General features: G+C 53.8%; 3 protein-coding genes. All 3 read left to right on the top strand.

Annotated features, from left to right (window positions below; all coding sequences use genetic code 11):
- The first annotated feature begins 55 nt into the window (after positions 1-55).
- The 3 genes from FFH21_RS04150 (at position 56) to FFH21_RS04160 (ending at position 19,135) form a co-directional block, all read left to right on the top strand.
- Positions 56-2,218 (top strand): type I secretion system permease/ATPase, encoded by a 2,163-nt coding sequence (locus tag FFH21_RS04150; RefSeq protein WP_011167721.1) that lies wholly within the window; start codon positions 56-58, stop codon positions 2,216-2,218.
- Positions 2,211-3,563, top strand: coding sequence for an HlyD family efflux transporter periplasmic adaptor subunit (locus FFH21_RS04155; protein ID WP_011167722.1), 1,353 nt, complete (start codon positions 2,211-2,213; stop codon positions 3,561-3,563). The genes FFH21_RS04150 and FFH21_RS04155 overlap by 8 nt, the downstream gene beginning before the upstream one ends.
- A gap of 248 nt (positions 3,564-3,811) precedes the next feature.
- Positions 3,812-19,135 carry a calcium-binding protein gene (locus FFH21_RS04160; RefSeq protein WP_011167723.1) on the top strand — a complete coding sequence of 5,108 codons (15,324 nt, stop codon included), beginning with the start codon at positions 3,812-3,814 and terminating at the stop codon, positions 19,133-19,135.
- The last annotated feature ends 33 nt before the right edge of the window (positions 19,136-19,168 follow it).

Here is a 19,168-nt window from a genome sequence, read left to right on the forward strand (position 1 = left end):
TATTTGGCAAAATGATCAGATTTGCCTACCAGTGGCATGTCGGCAGGGAAGCGCTATGAATGATTCGGAAATGGGCGCTCAGACGCCTGACAATGTCCCTCGCCTCGACACCGGACTGGCCTCGCTGGTCATGCTTGCGCGCTTCCATCAGGTGGCAGCTTCACCAGAACAACTGGCCCATGAGTTTGGCAGCCCTGACCAGTGCCTGTCGCAAGATAGCCTGCTACTTGCGGCCCGCAAGCTCGGCTTGAAAGCCAAGGCTGCGAAAACCACCGCGGAACGTCTGGACCGCACACCCCTTCCTGCCATCGCCGCGGATAACAACGGCGGGATCTTTATAATTGCGCGCCTTGATCAAGGCAAGGCGTTGATTCACGACCCACTGGCTCAGCGCCCTGAAGTGGTGACTTTCGAGGCCTTGCAGGCGCGTTGGACTGGGCAATTATTGCTTATTCGTTCTGAAGCTGGCACGCCGGGCGAGTCCTCAAGTTTCGATTTCACCTGGTTCATTCCCGCCATCGTCAAATACCGGAAGTTGCTGGGCGAAGTGATGCTGGTCTCTTTTGTTCTGCAGATTTTCTCGCTGATCACGCCGCTGTTCTTTCAAGTTGTCATGGACAAGGTGCTTGTTCACCACGGCCTGACCACCCTCGACGTTATCGCTATCGGTCTTGCCGGGGTCATGCTGTTCGAGTCAGCGTTGTCCGGCCTGCGTACATACATATTCGCGCACACGGCCAGCCGAATTGACGTTGAACTGGGCTCCAAACTGTTCCGCCATCTGATTACCTTGCCGCTGTCGTACTTTCAGGCACGGCGTGTCGGTGATTCAGTGGCGCGTGTGCGTGAGCTGGAAAACATCCGCAACTTTCTGACCGGCAACGCCATCACCCTGCTTCTGGATGTGCTGTTCTCGGTCGTGTTCATTGCCGTGATGTTCTATTACAGCGGCTGGCTGACCTTGATCGTGCTGTTGTCTCTGCCGCTGTACATTCTGGTGTCGGTGCTCATTACGCCGGTTCTGCGCAAACGCCTTAACGACAGTTTTGCTCGAGGCGCAGAGAACCAGGCGTTTCTGGTAGAAACCGTTAACGGCATCGACACCCTCAAGTCCATGGCAGTGGAGCCTCAAGCCATTCGCAAGTGGGACAACCAGTTGGCGGGTTATGTCGCTGCCGGATTCAAAACCCAGAACCTGTCGACCATTGCCAACGAAAGTGTCTCCCTCATAGGCAAACTGGTGACGGTTGCAACGCTGTGGTTCGGCGCTCGTCTGGTGATTGACGGCCAACTTTCGGTGGGGCAGTTGATCGCATTCAACATGCTCGCCGGGCGCGTTGCGCAACCGATCATGCGCCTTGCGCAGCTGTGGACCAACTTCCAGCAGACCGGTGTGTCGGTTCAGCGTCTGGGCGACATCCTCAATACCCGCAACGAACTCTCGCAAGTCAACCGCAGTGCATTGCCGCCGATCAAGGGGCGCATAGAGTTCGATCAGGTGCATTTTCGCTATCGCCCGGATGGCTCGGAGATTCTGCGCGGCATCAATCTGGTTATCACGCCAGGGCAGGTCATCGGTGTGGTGGGTCGTTCTGGCTCTGGCAAAAGCACATTGACGCGTCTGTTACAGCGCCTCTATGTACCAGAGCGCGGTCGGGTGTTGGTGGACGGCATGGACCTGGCCTTGGCAGACGTGTCTTCCCTGCGCCGCCAGATCGGCGTGGTACTGCAGGACAACATGCTGTTCAACCGCAGCATTCGCGAAAACATCGCCTTGAGTGATGCCGGAGCGCCGTTGGAAGCTGTGATGCAAATGGCCAAATTGGCAGGTGCCCACGATTTCATCCTTGAGCTGCCGGAAGGCTACGACACGATGGTCGGCGAGCACGGCGCGTCGTTATCCGGTGGTCAGCGCCAACGTATCGCCATCGCCCGCGCGCTGATGGGCAACCCGCGCATCCTGATTTTCGACGAGGCCACCAGTGCGCTGGACTATGAGTCCGAGCGCATTGTTCAGCAGAATATGCAGGCCATTTGCAAGGGGCGCACGGTAATCATCATCGCGCATCGGCTGTCTGCCGTTCGCGATGCCAACCGCATCGTCGTCGTGGATCGCGGGCAAATTGTAGAGCAGGGCACTCATGCCGAATTGCTGACGCATCAAGCCGGTCACTACTCGCGCCTCCATCGCCTGCAGCAAGGAGGCAGCCATGTCTAACGCCGAATCCAGCGGACTGTTACAACGCTATCGCCGTGTCTGGCGGCAATCCTGGCGACAGCGTCGAGAAATGGACGCGCCCAAGCGCCTGGCGCATGAAGTGCAGTTTCTGCCCGCCGCGCTGGAGTTACAGGACAAACCCAGCCACCCCGCACCGCGCATTTTCATGTGGGCGATCATGGCGTTCGCGGCACTGGCGCTGCTGTGGGCCTGTCTGGGCAAGATTTATGTAGTCGCCACCGCCAGCGGCAAGATCATCCCCAGCGGCAAGACCAAAACCATTCAGTCCAGTGAAACGGCGGTGGTCAAGGCGATTCATGTGCGTGACGGGCAATCGGTCAAGGCCGGTCAGTTGCTTCTGGAGCTGGATTCCAAATCAGCCGATGCTGATGTCGGACGCGTCCGCAGTGATTTGCTGGCTGCACGTATTGACAGTGCCCGAGCGGCCGCCATGCTCGATGCAATCAACCAGCGCAAACCGCCTCGGGATCTGACTGGCACCATTGTTGATGCCGACCCGATGCATGTGCTGGCGGCTGAGCGCTGGCTGCAGGGCCAGTATCAGGAGTACCGCAGCAGCCTTGACCTGGTCGATGCCGAGATTCAGCAACGTCAGGCAGACATTCAGGCGGCGCGTATTCAAGTCACGAGCCTGCAGAAAACCCTGCCCATCGCCACCAAATTGGCCAGCGACTATGAAAACCTGCTGAAAAAGCAGTACATCGCCCGCCACGCTTATCTGGAAAAGGAGCAGGCTCGCTTGGACCTGGAACGCCAACTGAGCGTACAGCAAGCCAGCGTTCTGCAATCCACAGCCGCCCGCCAGGAAGCAGAGCGTCGTCGCGAAGGCGTGGTCGCCCAGACCCGCCGCGCCATGCTCGACCTGCTGCAGCAAGCCGATCAAAAGATTGCGTCTTTTAATCAGGACCTGACCAAGGCCCGCTACCAGGAAGACCTCACCCCCGCGCAACCGCTGATGGTATTGGTCCCCGACGGCCAGCCGGTGGAAGTGGAAGCCATGCTGGAAAACAAGGACGTCGGTTTCGTCCGCGCCGGTCAGCCTGTCACCGTCAAGGTCGAGACCTTCACCTTCACCAAGTACGGCACGATCGACGGCGAAGTCATCAGTGTCTCCAACGACGCCATCGAAGATGAAAAACGCGGGTTGATCTACAGCAGCAAGATCCGCCTCAACAGCGACACGTTGAACGTGAATTGTGTGGACATCAAGCTGTCGCCGGGTATGGCGGTCACGGCGGAAGTGAAGACCAACAAGCGGCGTGTGATCGAGTATTTCCTGAGTCCGTTGCAGCAGCATGCGTTGGAGAGTTTGAGGGAGCGGTAGCTTTGCAAAATGGATCTATGAACTGGGGGGGGCGTGCTCTATAACAATATTGGAGGGGGGATGGACATAATTATTGATTACTTTTTTAATAAAATCTGTTACCGGATTGGATTTATATTTTTGTTTGTTATCACCTTTGGGAGGTTTGAGGGAGAGCGTAGTAATTATCTTTACCTCGTTTCTGTCGTTGGGGTTTGTGTTGTGATTTCTTTGGTTGCATTAATTATAATTTTTGTGAGGTGAGTGTTATGGCTTTGTCTCGTGGGCAGAAAATGGCTGTTGGATCTTTTTTTAATGGTGTTGGTCAGGCGAAGTTTGTAGGTGCAGGTGCTTTCTTTCATGTTCCTGCTACCGGGTATTATATTGATCCTAATAATATCGGTGGGTGGCAGTATGATCCGTCTACCGGTGGGTGGTGGAGTCATACACCAGCCAATCTAGGCGATTTACCTTATCCTGCCGATCCGGGAACTTCTGCTGAGTTGGAACGATTAAGGAAAATTTACGAGCAGCATAATAATTTAGAGGGGCTTAAGCCCACTGATCCTGTTCCTAATGAAGATCCTCTTCTCACACCCGGCTTTATAATAAAAATGTTGGAGAAGATTTACGGTGAGACGCTTGAGTTTAAAGAAAAGCTTAAGAAGAAATTCGGAGAGGCCGGTGAGACTGTTTCGCCTATCATACTGGATTTAAATGGGGATGGTGTTAAGACGGTAGGGCTAGATAGTGACGTCCACTTTGATCATGATGGAAATGGTTTTTCTGAGCTTACGGGGTGGGTCTCTCAAGAGGATGCTTTGCTTGTTTACGACAGGAATAATAACAACGCTATAGATGATGGAGGGGAGCTTTTTGGTAGTAATTACATTTTAGATGGTGCTGTAGTAAAAAACGGATTTGAGGCGCTTGCTGAATTTGATAGTAATAATGATGGAGTCGTTGACGGCAAAGATGAGGGTTTTTCCAAACTTAAAGTTTGGAAGGATAAGAGTGCAGATGCTATTGTGAATGATGGAGAATTAATATCTCTTGCCGAAGCTGGTATCAGCTCTTTGAGTCTTCAGTTTAGGGATGACGCTTACGTAGATGAAAACGGCAACCAGCATCGCCAGCTAGGAAGTTTTGTAAGAGCGGATGGCGTAGTTGGCGCAATGACCGATGTTTGGTTTCAACAAGATAAGGCAGATACTGAAGCGCGTAATTATTTGGATGTGACACATGATGTAAGTGTACTTCCTGATTTGATTGGCTTCGGTAACGTGGATGATCTTCATCAAGCTATGATGAAGGATGTGTCTGGTAACTTGAAAGGTTTAGTTGAGAGGTTTTCCTCTGAAAAAAATTTCTCTATAAGAAAAGATATTGTCGATCAAATCATATTGGCGTGGACAGGGAGTGACAGATACTCTGCAGATGATCGAGGGGGGTATGCTCTCGATGCGAGGAAGATTTTTGCTGTTGAAGCTTTTGTTGGTGAGGGTTTTATCCAAGGTTCGGGAACTAACGGTGGACTTAGAGATCCCGGTCCGGCAGCTTCAATAGAACTCGGTAATGCATTTGGTATGATTAGTGATTATTATTACTCTTTGCTTTCGTTACAAACTCACTATTCCAAATATACGGGGCAGGCTCTTGTAGCGCCGAACTCGGGAGATTATGTTGTTGATTCTTCAGCTATAGTACAGTCTTTGCGAGCTGATTACGATCGTGGTGACATTTCCTTGGAGGAGATTTCTGTTTATTTTAAATCTCTCAAGGATATTGGTGAGTACGGAGCGAGAGTATTGGCGTCAGTTCGGCAAGTTGGTGGAGGTGATGGCGACTTTGGTTTGTTAATAGGTCTGGCCGGATTGAGCTCTAATATTGGTACTTCGGGCGCAGATAGTTTGTATTCCAACTCTTCTTCTGGCTCATATTTAATGGGGTTTGGAGGTGGCGATAGCTTGTATGGCGGTGGGGGTAGTGACTCCTTAGATGGAGGTTCTGGTAACGATTACCTCAATGCAGGTGAAAGTTCTGATATTTATCGTTTTTCCCGTGGTTGGGGGCAGGATTCAATCAATAATTATGATGTCAGTTCGGATAAGACTGATACTATTGAGTTCGCGGCAGATATTCTTCCGACTGATATTACTGTTGCCCGTTCAGGTTATGATCTGGTTCTGTTGCTGAAAAGTAGCACTGACAAAATCACGGTCTCCAACTATTTTCAAAATGATGGCATTACTCCATACGCCTTAGAGAACATCCACTTCGCCGACGGTACTACCTGGACTCTCAATCAGCTCAAAACCATGGCCTTAATCACCACAGAGGGCAATGATAACGTCTGGGGTTATGCGACCGATGACATTCTAAGCGGTAGCTTGGGCGATGACCGTCTTTCGGGTGAGGCTGGTGATGACACCTTGCTGGGCGAAGCTGGAAATGACTACTTGGCCGGTGGCGAGGGCAATGACACTCTGCTAGGCAATGCAGACAACGATACTCTGTACGGCGATTCCGGTAACGATGAATTAGATGGCGGCGCTGGAAACGATTACCTCACGGGTGGCGATGGCTCTGATGTCTACCGCTTCAGCCGTGGATGGGGTCAGGACTCGATCAGCAATTACGACTCAAGCGCAGAAAAGACCGATGCTATCGAGTTCGCGCCGGATATTCTCCCAGCCGATATCACTGTTACCCGTTCTAACTCTGAACTGATCCTGTCGCTTAAAAATTCGACTGACAAAATTACGGTTGCTGGCTATTTCCAAAATGACGGTATTACTCCTTATGCGTTGGAGCAAATCCGTTTTGCCGATGGCACGACATGGAATCTGGATCAGATCAAAGCCTTATCCATTCTCACGACAGATGGCAATGACAATGTTTGGGGTTATGCCTCCGACGACATCCTTAAGGGTGGAGCCGGTGCTGACAGTCTTTCGGGTGAGGCTGGAAATGATGCTCTGTTCGGTGAGGACGGTAATGACAGCCTTTATGGCGGCGTTGGCGCTGACCAGTTGTCTGGTGGAGAAGGCGGGGACTACCTGACGGGTGGCGATGGCAATGACACACTGCTAGGCGATGCAGGCAACGACACTCTATACGGCGATTCAGGTAACGATCTGCTAGAGGGCGGTACTGGCAATGATTACCTTATAGGCGGAGAGGGTTCTGACGTCTATCGCTTCAACCGTGGCTGGGGTCAGGACTCGATCAATAACTACGATTCGAGTGCTGGAAAGACAGATGCTATCGAGTTCGCGGCGGATATTCTTCCGGTCGATATCGTTGTTACCCGTTCATACAATGATCTGGTCTTGTCACTCAAACACTCCACGGACAAGGTAACGATTTCCGGCTACTTCCAGAATGACGGCGATACTCCCTATACCGTAGAGCAGATTAGGTTCGCTGACGGTACTCACTGGAACGTTGAACAAATCAAGAGCATGGCGGCCTTTACCTTCACTGATGGTAATGATGCCCTTACCGGTTATGCGTCCGACGACCGTATCGTCGGTGGTATGGGGGACGACGTCCTCAGTGGTCTTGCCGGCAACGATGTTGTAAATGGTGACGAAGGCAGCGACACCTTGTATGGCGGTACTGGCCAAGACACTTTGAGCGGTGGTTCCGGCTCAGACTATCTGTATGGCGAGGAAGGGAACGATTTGCTGGCGGGCAACGCCGGTAGCGATATTCTCTACGGCGCTGATGGTAACGACATCCTTGATGGCGGCACCGGCAACGATACGCTTGATGGTGGTCGTGGCTCTGACATTTACCGCTTTGCAAAAGGATATGGTCAGGACAGCATCAACAACAACTCTTACGGCGAAACAGCTACCGATAAGGTTGATGCTATCCAACTGGATGGCTTGAATTCGGCCGATCTGCGCTTTTATCGTTCCAGTGACGATCTTGTCATTCAAATCAAGGCGACAGGCGATACCCTGACCGTGCGCTCGCATTTTAGTCAGGATGGCGTCACTGCCTATGCGGTTGATCAACTGAGGTTCGCTGACGGCTCTGTATGGGGTGGCGCTCAGATCAAGGCTGCCGTTGTTCAGCCATCGGAGGAGGCCGACACTCTTACTGGTTATGCCTCCGCAGACAGCCTGTCTGGCCTGGATGGAAATGATTCGCTCAGCGGCCGTGCAGGCGATGATGTGCTCGACGGCGGCAATGGCGCGGACACTTTATACGGTGAGGATGGCAATGACACATTGCTGGGGCGCGCAGGTAATGATTCGCTCAATGGCGGCTATGGCGATGACGTGCTGGATGGTGGTTCGGGCAACGATAGCCTTGACGGTGGTTACGGCTCCGATACGTACGTTTTTCGTAAGGGCTCTGGCCAGGACACCATCAGCAACGGCGTCTATAACGAGGGCACGGTTGGAAAGCAAGACGTCATTCGTCTTGAAGGGCTTAACCTGAGCGACATAAGCCTGCGTCGGGAATACAGCGACCTGATTATCCAGATCAAAGAAACCGGCGATACCCTGCGTGTTTCCTCGCACTTCTCTCCTTCCAGCACTTATTACAACTACGCCATCGATCAACTGCAGTTTGCTGACGGTACTGTCTGGGGTGTAGATCAGATCAAGGCTTCGTTGCTAACGGGCGGCGAGTTCAATGACACGCTCACCGGTTACGACACTGACGATATCCTTGAAGGTTTGGTCGGCAATGACACACTTTCTGGCGGTCTTGGCAACGACACTCTTCGCGGAGGTGCGGGGCGCGACACTTTATATGGCGATGACGGTGCAGATACGCTGCTCGGGGGGGCCGACAACGACAGCCTGGCGGGTGGTAACGGTGATGATGTCCTGGATGGCGGCACCGGAAACGACACGCTGGAAGGCGGCAAGGGGTCGGACACTTATATCTTTGCTAAGGGGGCTGGCTCCGACGCAATCGATAACTCCAGTTACAACGATATAACCGCTAACAAACTCGACGTCGTCCGGCTCGACGGCCTGAACAGTGAAGATGTCAGTTTGCGTCGAGAGTCCGATGACCTGATTGTGCAGGTTCGTCAGACTGGCGAGTCCCTACGAATCCGTTCGCATTTCGCATCCGACTCCGGCAGTTGGAGTTATGCCATTGATCAATTGAAGTTTGCCGATGGCACCATCTGGGATCGCGCACATATCACTGCTGCGCTTCTTGATGGTACAGACGGCAACGACACTATTACAGGCTACGACACGGCCGACACGCTCTCGGGTCTCGCGGGCAATGACACACTCAACGGCCGCAATGGCAATGATCTGCTAGATGGTGGAGACGGCAAGGACAGTCTCAACGGAGAGGCTGGCGATGATTTCCTATTGGGCGGAGCAGGCAATGACACTCTCTCCGGTGGCGAAGGTAACGACACCCTCGACGGTGGCACGGGCAACGATTCGCTTGAGGGCGGTATAGGCTCGGACACTTATATCTTCCGTAAGGGTTCGGGGCAGGACATCGTCTACAACTATGCTTACAACGAAAGTACTCCGAACAAGCTTGATGTGGTGCGCCTGGAAGGGTTGACCGCTGAAGACGTCAGTATCCGTCGCGAGTCCGATGACCTTGTCATTCAGATTCGTCAGACGGGCGAAACCCTGCGGGTCAGCTCACATTTCGCAGTTGATCAAACGTATGGTTATGCAATCAATCAGTTGCAGTTTGCTGACGGTACTGTCTGGGACCAGGCCAAAATCACTTCGGCGCTTTTGATAGGCACGGAAGGCAGCGACAGTATTATCGGTTATGCCACTGCCGATGAGCTGGCAGGGCTTGAGGGTGACGATGTACTCAATGGTCGTGCTGGCGATGATCTGCTCAGTGGTGGTGAAGGCCGCGATACGCTCAACGGTGAGGACGGTGCTGACACCCTGCTCGGTGGTCTCGGCAACGATACCCTGAACGGTGGCGCGGGCAACGATACCCTCGATGGAGGTGCTGGTAATGATTCGTTGGAGGGTGGCAAGGGCTCGGATACTTATATTTACCGAAAGGGTTCTGGGCAGGACACCATCAGCAACTACTCCTATAACGACCTCACAGCCCACAAGCTGGACGTCGTTCGTCTGGAGGGACTGAATACCAGCGATGTGAGTATTCGTCGTGAATCCGATGACTTGCTTATTCAGATTCGTCAGACGGGCGAGACGCTGCGTATCAGTTCGCATTTTACCGTGGATCAGTCCTACGGTTATGCAATCAACCAGCTGCAATTTGCCGATGGCACCCTTTGGGACGAGGCGCAGATTACGGCTGCCTTGTTGATCGGTACTGAAAGTGACGACAGCATCACGGGGTATGCCAGCGGCGATAAACTGTCAGGTCTGGTCGGTAATGACATTCTCAGCGGTCGCGGCGGCGATGACGTGCTCGACGGGGGCGATGGTAAGGACACACTCAATGGTGAGGACGGAAACGATACGCTCCTCGGCGGTGCAGGAAACGATTCACTTAGTGGCGGTATAGGCAATGATGTTCTTGACGGAGGAGCCGGTAACGATACGCTCGATGGCGGAAAAGGCTCCGACACGTATGTGTTCGGCAAGGGCTATGGCCGAGATACCATCAGTAACTATGCCTACAACGACACCACTGTCGACAAACTCGATGTTATTCGGCTTGAGGGGCTGACCTCAGAGGATGTCAGTATTCAACGCGAGTCTGACGACCTGGTTATTCAGATCAATCAGACGGGCGAAACGCTAAGGGTCAATTCGCACTTCTACGCAGACCAGAGCTATGGATATGCGATCAATCAGTTGCAGTTCGCCAATGGCATCGTTTGGGACCAAGCGCAGATCACAGCGGCATTGCTGATAGGCGCAGAGAGCGACGACAGCATCACAGGCTACGCGAGCGATGACCGCGTGTCCGGCGGAGACGGTAACGACATCCTCAGTGGCCGAACTGGCAACGACCTGCTTGAGGGTGGTCGAGGCAAGGACACTCTCAATGGAGAAGAGGGCAACGATACGCTGCTGGGCGGTGCAGGTAATGACACGCTGAATGGCGGTTATGGCAACGACATTCTGGACGGCGGTAGCGGCAATGACGCACTGGATGGTGGTTTCGGCTCAGACACTTACGTGTTCCGCAGGGGCGCGGGCCAAGACACTATCAGCAACTACGCCTATAACGACACAACAGTTGATAAGCTGGATGTTATTCATCTGGAAGGCCTGAACGCTTCGGATATTTTGATGCGGCGTGAGTCCGATGATCTGGTTATCCAGATTAAAGGCACTGACGAAACACTTCGCGTCACTTCGCATTTCTCTGCCAGCGTTATTTATGGCTATGGCATCGATCAGGTGCAGTTTGCAGATGGCTCGATACTCACTAATGCGCAGATCAAGACGGCATTGCTGACCGGCACCGAGGTCGATGAGAGCGTAGTAGGTTACGACTCGGCTGACAGGCTTCTTGGATTGTCTGGTAACGACATACTTTATGGTCGTCAGGGCGACGATTTTCTTGATGGTGGTGATGGCAAGGACACGCTCTACGGCGAGGACGGTAACGACACACTGCAGGGTGGAGCAGGCAATGACACGCTGAGCGGTGGCTACGGTAATGATCTACTTGACGGCGGCAACGGTAATGACTCGCTCGACGGTGGCTATGGTTCCGATACCTACGTGTTCCGCAAAGGCTCAGGCCAGGACATCATCAGCAACTACGCCTACAACGACACTACCGTCGATAAGCTGGACGTAATCCGTCTAGAGGGACTGAATGCTTCTGACGTAGTGATGCGTCGTGAGTCGGATGATCTGGTTATCCAGATCAAAGACAGCGGTGAAACCCTGCGAGTCGGCTCGCACTTCTATCCTTATGCCAACTACGGCTATGGCATTGATCAGGTGCAGTTTGCGGATGGCACGGTACTGACAAGTGCGCAAATCAAGACAGCATTGCTGACCGGTACTGAGGTCGATGAGAGTGTCGTGGGCTATGACTCGGCTGACAGGCTTCTTGGATTGTCTGGCAACGACATACTTTACGGTCGCCAAGGCGATGACGTTCTTGATGGTGGTGACGGCAAGGACACGCTTTACGGTGAGGAAGGCAACGATACGTTATTGGGCGGTTCAGGCTATGACACGCTGAGTGGCGGCTATGGTAACGACCTTCTGGATGGCGGCAGCGGCAATGATTCGCTGGACGGTGGTTTCGGCTCCGATACTTATGTGTTCCGCAAGGGCTCCGGCCAGGACTCCATTAGCAACTACGCCTACAACGACACCACAGTCGATAAGCTGGATGTTATTCGCCTGGAAGGGCTGAACGCTTCGGATGTTGTGATGCGTCGTGAGTCGGATGATCTGGTTATCCAGATCAAAGACAGCGGCGAAACCCTGCGTGTTGGCTCGCACTTCTATGCCAATGCGACCTATGGCTACGGCATTGACCAAGTGCAGTTCGCAGATGGGTCAGTGCTGACCAATGCGCAGATCAGGACGGCGCTGCTGACTGGCACCGAAGGTGATGAGTCCATTTCGGGTTACGACTCTGCCGATAATCTGTTGGGTCTGTCGGGCAACGATTTGCTCTACGGCCTGCAAGGTGACGATACCCTCAAAGGTGGCGATGGCCGAGACACCCTTAGTGGTGGCGACGGTAACGACACCCTTGATGGCGGAGCCGGTAACGATTCGCTGGACGGTGGCTATGGTTCCGACACTTATGTGTTTCGCAAAGGCTCGGGCCAGGACACCATCAACAACTACTCCTACAACGACACCACGGTTGGCAAGCTGGATGTGATTCGCCTGGAAGGCCTGAATGCGTCTGATGTGGCGATGCGCCGCGAGTCTGATGACCTGATTATCCAGATCAAGGACAGTGGCGAAACCTTGCGTGTCAGCTCGCACTTCTATCCCTATGCCAACTATGGCTATGGCATTGATCAGGTGCAGTTTGCAGACGGTTCGGTGCTGACCAATGCGCAGATCAGGTCAGCAATGCTGTCGGGCTCTGAAGGTGATGACACTGTTTCGGGTTACGACTCGGCTGACAGTCTGTTCGGGCAGTCTGGTAACGACGTGCTTAGTGGTCGCCAGGGAGATGACATTCTCGACGGCGGCGACGGCAAGGATACGCTCTATGGTGAGGATGGCGACGACACGCTGTTGGGCGGCACAAGCAGTGACACGTTAAGTGGCGGCTACGGCAATGATCTACTTGATGGAGGCAGCGGCAATGATTCGCTGGACGGTGGTTTCGGCTCCGACACCTATGTGTTCCGCAAAGGCTCGGGCCAGGACACCATCAGTAATTACGCCTATAACGACACCACGGTCGGCAAGCTGGATGTCATTCGTCTTGAGGGGCTGAATGTTTCTGACGTAGTGATACGTCGTGAGTCGGATGATCTGGTTATCCAGATCAAGGACAGCGACGAAACCCTGCGCGTCAGCTCGCACTTCTACGCCAGCGCGATCTACGGTTATGGCATTGATCAGATACAGTTTGCGGATGGGGTCGTTTGGAACAAGGACGATCTCAACGCCAATCTCTCCACAGTTGTACCGGTGAGCTCTTTGACCATTACGGGCACAGAAGCAAATGAAACACTGACCGGTGGGGCGGGGCACGATACGCTTTATGGTAATGGCGGCGATGACATACTAGAGGGCGGTGCGGGTAATGATCGTCTGGATGGCGGTTATGGCAATGACACCTATGTCTTTGGGAAAGGTTCGGGCCAGGATACTGTTTTGGCCTATGACCCTGTCTCGACCAGAGTTGACGTCGTCAAGCTGACAGGGCTGAACAGTAGTGATGTGGTGATCACCCGGGAAAGTAGCGATCTGTTAATCAGAGTTAAAGGAGCGACCGACACTCTTCGAGTCAGTAATCACTTTATCAACGACTCTACTTACGGCTACCAGATAAATCATATTCAGTTTGCCGACGGCGACGTATTGAGTCTTGCAGCGATAAACGCCCTTGTACTGCAATCCAGTAACGCTGATGAAACATTAACCGGTTTTGCCAGCGACGATGTGATCGATGGGTCCGGTGGAGACGATACGCTCAACGGTGCTGCCGGAAATGACAGTCTGTCTGGTGGCACGGGTTCCGATACGTTGAATGGCGAAGACGGTAACGATTTGCTTCAAGGCGGATCAGGGAACGATGTTCTCAACGGTGGTGCCGGGAACGACGTACTGGATGGTGGGGCTGGTAACGATCGTCTGGATGGCGGCGCTGGAGACGATATCTATCTCTTTGGCAAAGGATCAGGTCAGGACGTTATTTACTATGCCAATGAAGCTCGAACAGGCAAGGTTGACACGATCCAACTGGTCGGCCTCAATGCAGGAGATATAAGCATTTCGCGAGCTGGCTATGATTTGGTTCTCCGGGTCAACGGCACTACCGACAGCCTGAGAGTGGTGTATCACTTCCTAAGCGACGCGACATCTGGGTATCAGATTGACCGCATCCAGTTCGCCGATGGAAACATCTGGGGGCAGGAAACCATCAAGTCCCTTGCACTGCAAGGCACAGATGCTGACCAGTATCTCGAGGGTTACGGCACTGATGATCTGATCGAGGCCGGTGCCGGAGACGATACTGTTTACGGTGCTGCTGGCAACGATAAGCTTTTTGGTAATTCAGGGGACGATGTCGTCAATGGTGATGACGGCGACGATCTTGTGCAAGGCGGATCGGGCAATGACACCCTTAACGGTGGCGCGGGCAACGATGTGCTTGATGGCGGAACGGGTAACGACATCCTGAACGGTGGCGCAGGCAATGATTTGCTAGACGGTGGGGCTGGTAACGATCGTCTGGATGGTGGTGCGGGTGACGATACTTACCTGTTTGGCAAAGGATCAGGCCAGGACACCATCTACTATGCCAATGAAACCCGCGCAGGCAAGGTTGATACGATCCAGCTTGTTGGCTTGGGCGCAGCAGATATAAGTGTTTCACGAGATGGCAGTGATCTGGTTATTCGGGTCAACGGTACTACCGACAGTTTGCGCGTGGTTTATCACTTTGCAGGTGATGCAACATCGGGCTATCAGATTGACCGCATCCAGTTTGCCGACGGTAGCGCCTGGGATCAGGAAGCGATCAAGTCTCAAGTATTGCAAGGCAGTGACGCCGACCAGTATCTGGCGGGTTACGCCACTGACGACCTAATCGACGGCGGTGCCGGGGACGATACGATCGTGGGTGGCGCTGGCAACGACAAGCTTGCAGGGGGGGCAGGTGCCGATACCCTGAGCGGTGATGAGGGTAACGATTTGCTGCAAGGCGGATCGGGTAATGACACCCTCACCGGCGGTGCAGGTGATGATGTGCTCGATGGTGCTGCCGGTAATGACCGACTTGATGGCGGAGCCGGTGACGATACCTACCTGTTCGGTAAAGGATCTGGGCAAGACACCCTTTACTACGTCAATGAAGCCCGTGCAGGCAAGGTCGATACGATTCAGTTGGTCGGTCTCGGCGTTTCGGACGTCAGTGTTTCGCGAGATGGCTATGACCTAGTGGTTCGGGTCAATGGCACGACCGATACGCTGCGGGTCATGTATCACTTCATGGGCGATGCCACTTCCGGTTATCAGATTGATCGCATCCAGTTTGCCGATGGCAACATTTGGGGGCAGGACACAATCAAGATCCAAGCCTTGCTGGGCAATGACGCGGACCAATATCTGGCAGGGTACGCTACCGATGACTTGATCGACGCAGGTGGCGGGGACGACACAATAAACGGCGCTGCTGGCAATGACACCCTGATCGGCGGCTCTGGAGCTGATACGTTGAGCGGTGAAGAGGGTAACGATCTGCTGCAAGGCGGGGCGGGCAATGACATCCTCAACGGCGGTGCTGGCAACGATGTGCTTGATGGCGGTGCCGGGAACGACCGTCTGGATGGCGGAGCCGGTGATGATACCTATCTGTTCGGCAAGGGCTCGGGCCAGGACACCATTTACTACGCGAACGAAACCCGTGCGGGCAAGGTTGATCAGGTCAAGCTGGTTGGCCTCAATGCTGCCGATGTCAGTGTGGTGCGTGAGGGCTATGACCTCGTAATCCGTATCAACGGCACGACCGATACACTACGTGTGATGTATCACTTCATGAGTGACGCCACCGCCGGCTATCAGATCGACCGGATCGAATTTGCCGATGGCAGCAATTGGGATCAGTCTGCCATCAAGGCGCAGGTGCTAACACGCAGTGATGCTGCTCAGGTTCTGACGGGTTTCGCGAGCGACGATCTGATCGATGGTGGCGCCGATGACGATACGTTGTATGGCGGCGCCGGGCAGGACCGGTTGTTGGGTGGCGACGGTGCCGACTCGCTCAATGGCGATGAAGGTGATGATTACCTCAATGGCGGCGCTGGAAATGACAGCCTCGCAGGCGGCAGTGGTAATGACGTACTTGATGGCGGTGCCGGCAATGATCGTCTCGATGGCGGTGCGGGTGACGATACCTACCTGTTCGGCAAGGGCTCGGGTCAGGACACCATCTACTACGCCAACGAAAGTCGTGCGGGCAAGGTTGATCAAGTCAAACTGGTTGATCTCAATGCTGCTGATGTAAGTGTTGCTCGTGACGGCTATGACCTGGTCATACGCATTCTTGGCACGACCGATACTCTGCGAGTTGTTTATCACTTTATGGGCGATGCAACAGCTGGCTATCAGATAGACAGAATTGCGTTCGCGGACGGCGGCTTCTGGGATCAGACCGCAATCAAGGCGCAGGTGTTGCAAGGTACTGAGGCTGACGAAACGCTGTCGGGCACCGGCAGTGATGACGTCATCTATGCGGCAGCGGGCGACGATTCGGTCAATGGGGGAAGCGGCAACGATACTCTCTCCGGTGGCAGCGGTGCCGACACGTTGAATGGCGAGGATGGCAACGATGTATTGAATGGCGGCGACGGTAAGGACTCTCTCTACGGCGGTAACGGTAACGACCAACTGGACGGCGGTGCTGGTAATGACATGCTGGACGGCGGCAACGGTGACGATACTTACCTGTTCGGTAAAGGTTCGGGCCAAGACAGTATTTACTACGCCTACGAAGGTCGTGCCGACAAGCTCGATACGGTGAAGTTGATCGACTTGAATGCTGCGGACGTAAGTGTGCGCCGTGACGGTAATGATTTGCTCATTCGTGTACTGGGTACCACCGATAGCCTGCGAGTGGTAGCTCACTTCACCAATGATGCGACTTATGGTTACCAGGTTGATCGAATCCAGTTTGCAGACGGCAATAGCTGGAATCAGGCGTCGATCAAATCTGCGGTTCTACAGGGAACGGATGCCGACGAGACGTTGGCGGGCACAGCCATTAGCGACAGTATTGACGCAGGTGCGGGAGACGATACCGTCAATGGTGGCAGTGGCGACGATACGTTGTCAGGCAGCAAAGGTGCAGACACTCTCAATGGCGAGGCCGGTGACGATCTGTTGCTAGGTGGTATGGGCAATGACACCCTGAACGGTGGCCTCGGTAACGACATCCTTGATGGCGGTGCCGGTAACGACCGTCTTGATGGCGGTGATGGTGATGACACCTATCTCTTTGCCAGAGGCGCTGGTCAGGATACGGTCTACTACGCCTACGAAAGCCGTATCGGCAAGCTCGATACCGTGAAGCTTACTGAACTTAATGCAGTAGACGTCAGTGTGCGCCGCGACGGAAGTGACCTACTCATTCTCGTACTAGGCAGTACTGACAGCCTCCGTGTGATGAGCCACTTCACCAATGATGCGACTTATGGCTATCAGATTGATCGCATTCAGTTCGCCGATGGAAGTTTCTGGGATCAGTCCGCCATCAAGAACCAGGTTCTGCAGGGTAGCGATGCGGACGAAACATTGTCGGGCACCGGCGGCAACGATGTTATCGATGCGGGAGCAGGTGATGACGTCATCAATGGCGCTGCTGGTAATGACACTCTGACAGGCAATGCCGGAGCCGATACGTTGAACGGTGGCGAGGGCAATGATGTGTTGCTCGGCGGCGCAGGGAATGACAGCCTCAGCGGTGGTGTGGGTAACGACTCCCTGGACGGCGGCGCTGGCAACGATCAACTGGACGGTGGCGAGGGTGACGACACTTATCTGTTCGGTAAGGGCGCCGGGCAAGACACGATTTACTACGCCTATGAAAATCGCGAAGGCAAGCTGGACACGATCAAACTTACCGATCTGAATGCTTCCGATGTCAGCGTGCGCCGTGACGGTAATGATCTCATCATCCGTGTGTTAGGCAGTACCGATAGCTTGCGAGTGGTTTATCACTTCCAGAGCGACGCGGCTGGAGGTTATCAGATCGACCGTCTCGTTTTTGCCGATGGCAGCGTCTGGGACCAGACGCAAATCAAATCTCAGGTACTTCAAGGCTCGGATAGTGATGAAACGTTATCGGGTACCTCTGGCAATGACGTTATCAGCGCCGGTGCTGGCGACGATACTGTGAACGGTGGTAGCGGCAACGATACTTTGTCCGGCGGTGCGGGTGCTGACATGCTTAACGGTGACGCTGGTAACGACTTGCTGCAAGGTGGGGCCAGCAATGACACGCTCTACGGCGGAGATGGCAATGATGTTCTGGATGGCGGTGCCGGTAATGATCAACTGAACGGTGGTGACGGAGATGATACATATCTGTTTGGCAAAGGCGCTGGCCAGGACACGATCTACTATGCCAATGAAGCCCGTGTCGGAAAACTTGATACCGTAAAACTTGCCGACCTGAATGTCAGTGATGTCAGTATCACCCGGGACAGCAGTGATCTGCTCATTCGCGTTAACGGTACAACCGATAATCTGCGCGTGATGAATCACTTCGCTGAGGACGCAACCAGCGGATATCAGATCGATCAACTGCAGTTCGCTGATGGCACCCTATGGAGTCAGTCGACCATCAAATCACAAGTACTGCTTGGAAACTCATCTGACCAGACACTTCGCGGTTACGCGAGTGACGATGTCATCAACGCTGGCGACGGCGACGATACTGTTTCCGGTGGCGCTGGCAAGGACAGCCTCTACGGCGGCAAAGGGATCGATATGCTATATGGCGAAGAGGGGAACGACAGGTTGTATGGAGAAGCCGGTAACGACACCCTCTACGGCGGCGCAGGCAATGATGTACTCAACGGCGGCACTGGCAACGATAGCCTTGCTGGAGGCGATGGCAGTGACACTTACGAGTTCAACATTGGCTCAGGGCGAGACGTTATCAACAACTACGACGTCAGCGGCGGCACCGATGCGCTGCAATTCGGTACTGATGTAAGCCTTGAAGACCTCTGGTTCCGTCGCAGTGGCAGCGACCTGGAAGTCAGTATCATCGATACCAACGATAAGGTGCTGGTGAGCAATTGGTACGCAGCCAATGACTATCAGGTGGATCAGTTCAAAACTGCCGACGGCAAAACGCTATTGGATAGCCAAGTGCAAAGCCTGGTCGACAAAATGGCGTCTTTCGGAATTGATGCAGGGGCCGAGCGGAATCTGACTGCCGCACAGCAAACTCAGTTAGATGCTGTGCTGGCTGCAAACTGGCAGTAAGGTAGGTGGAAAAGAGGTGTATCGGTTATCGAT

The sequence above is a fragment of the Pseudomonas sp. KBS0707 genome, assembly GCF_005937945.2.
Lineage (GTDB): Bacteria > Pseudomonadota > Gammaproteobacteria > Pseudomonadales > Pseudomonadaceae > Aquipseudomonas > Aquipseudomonas amygdali.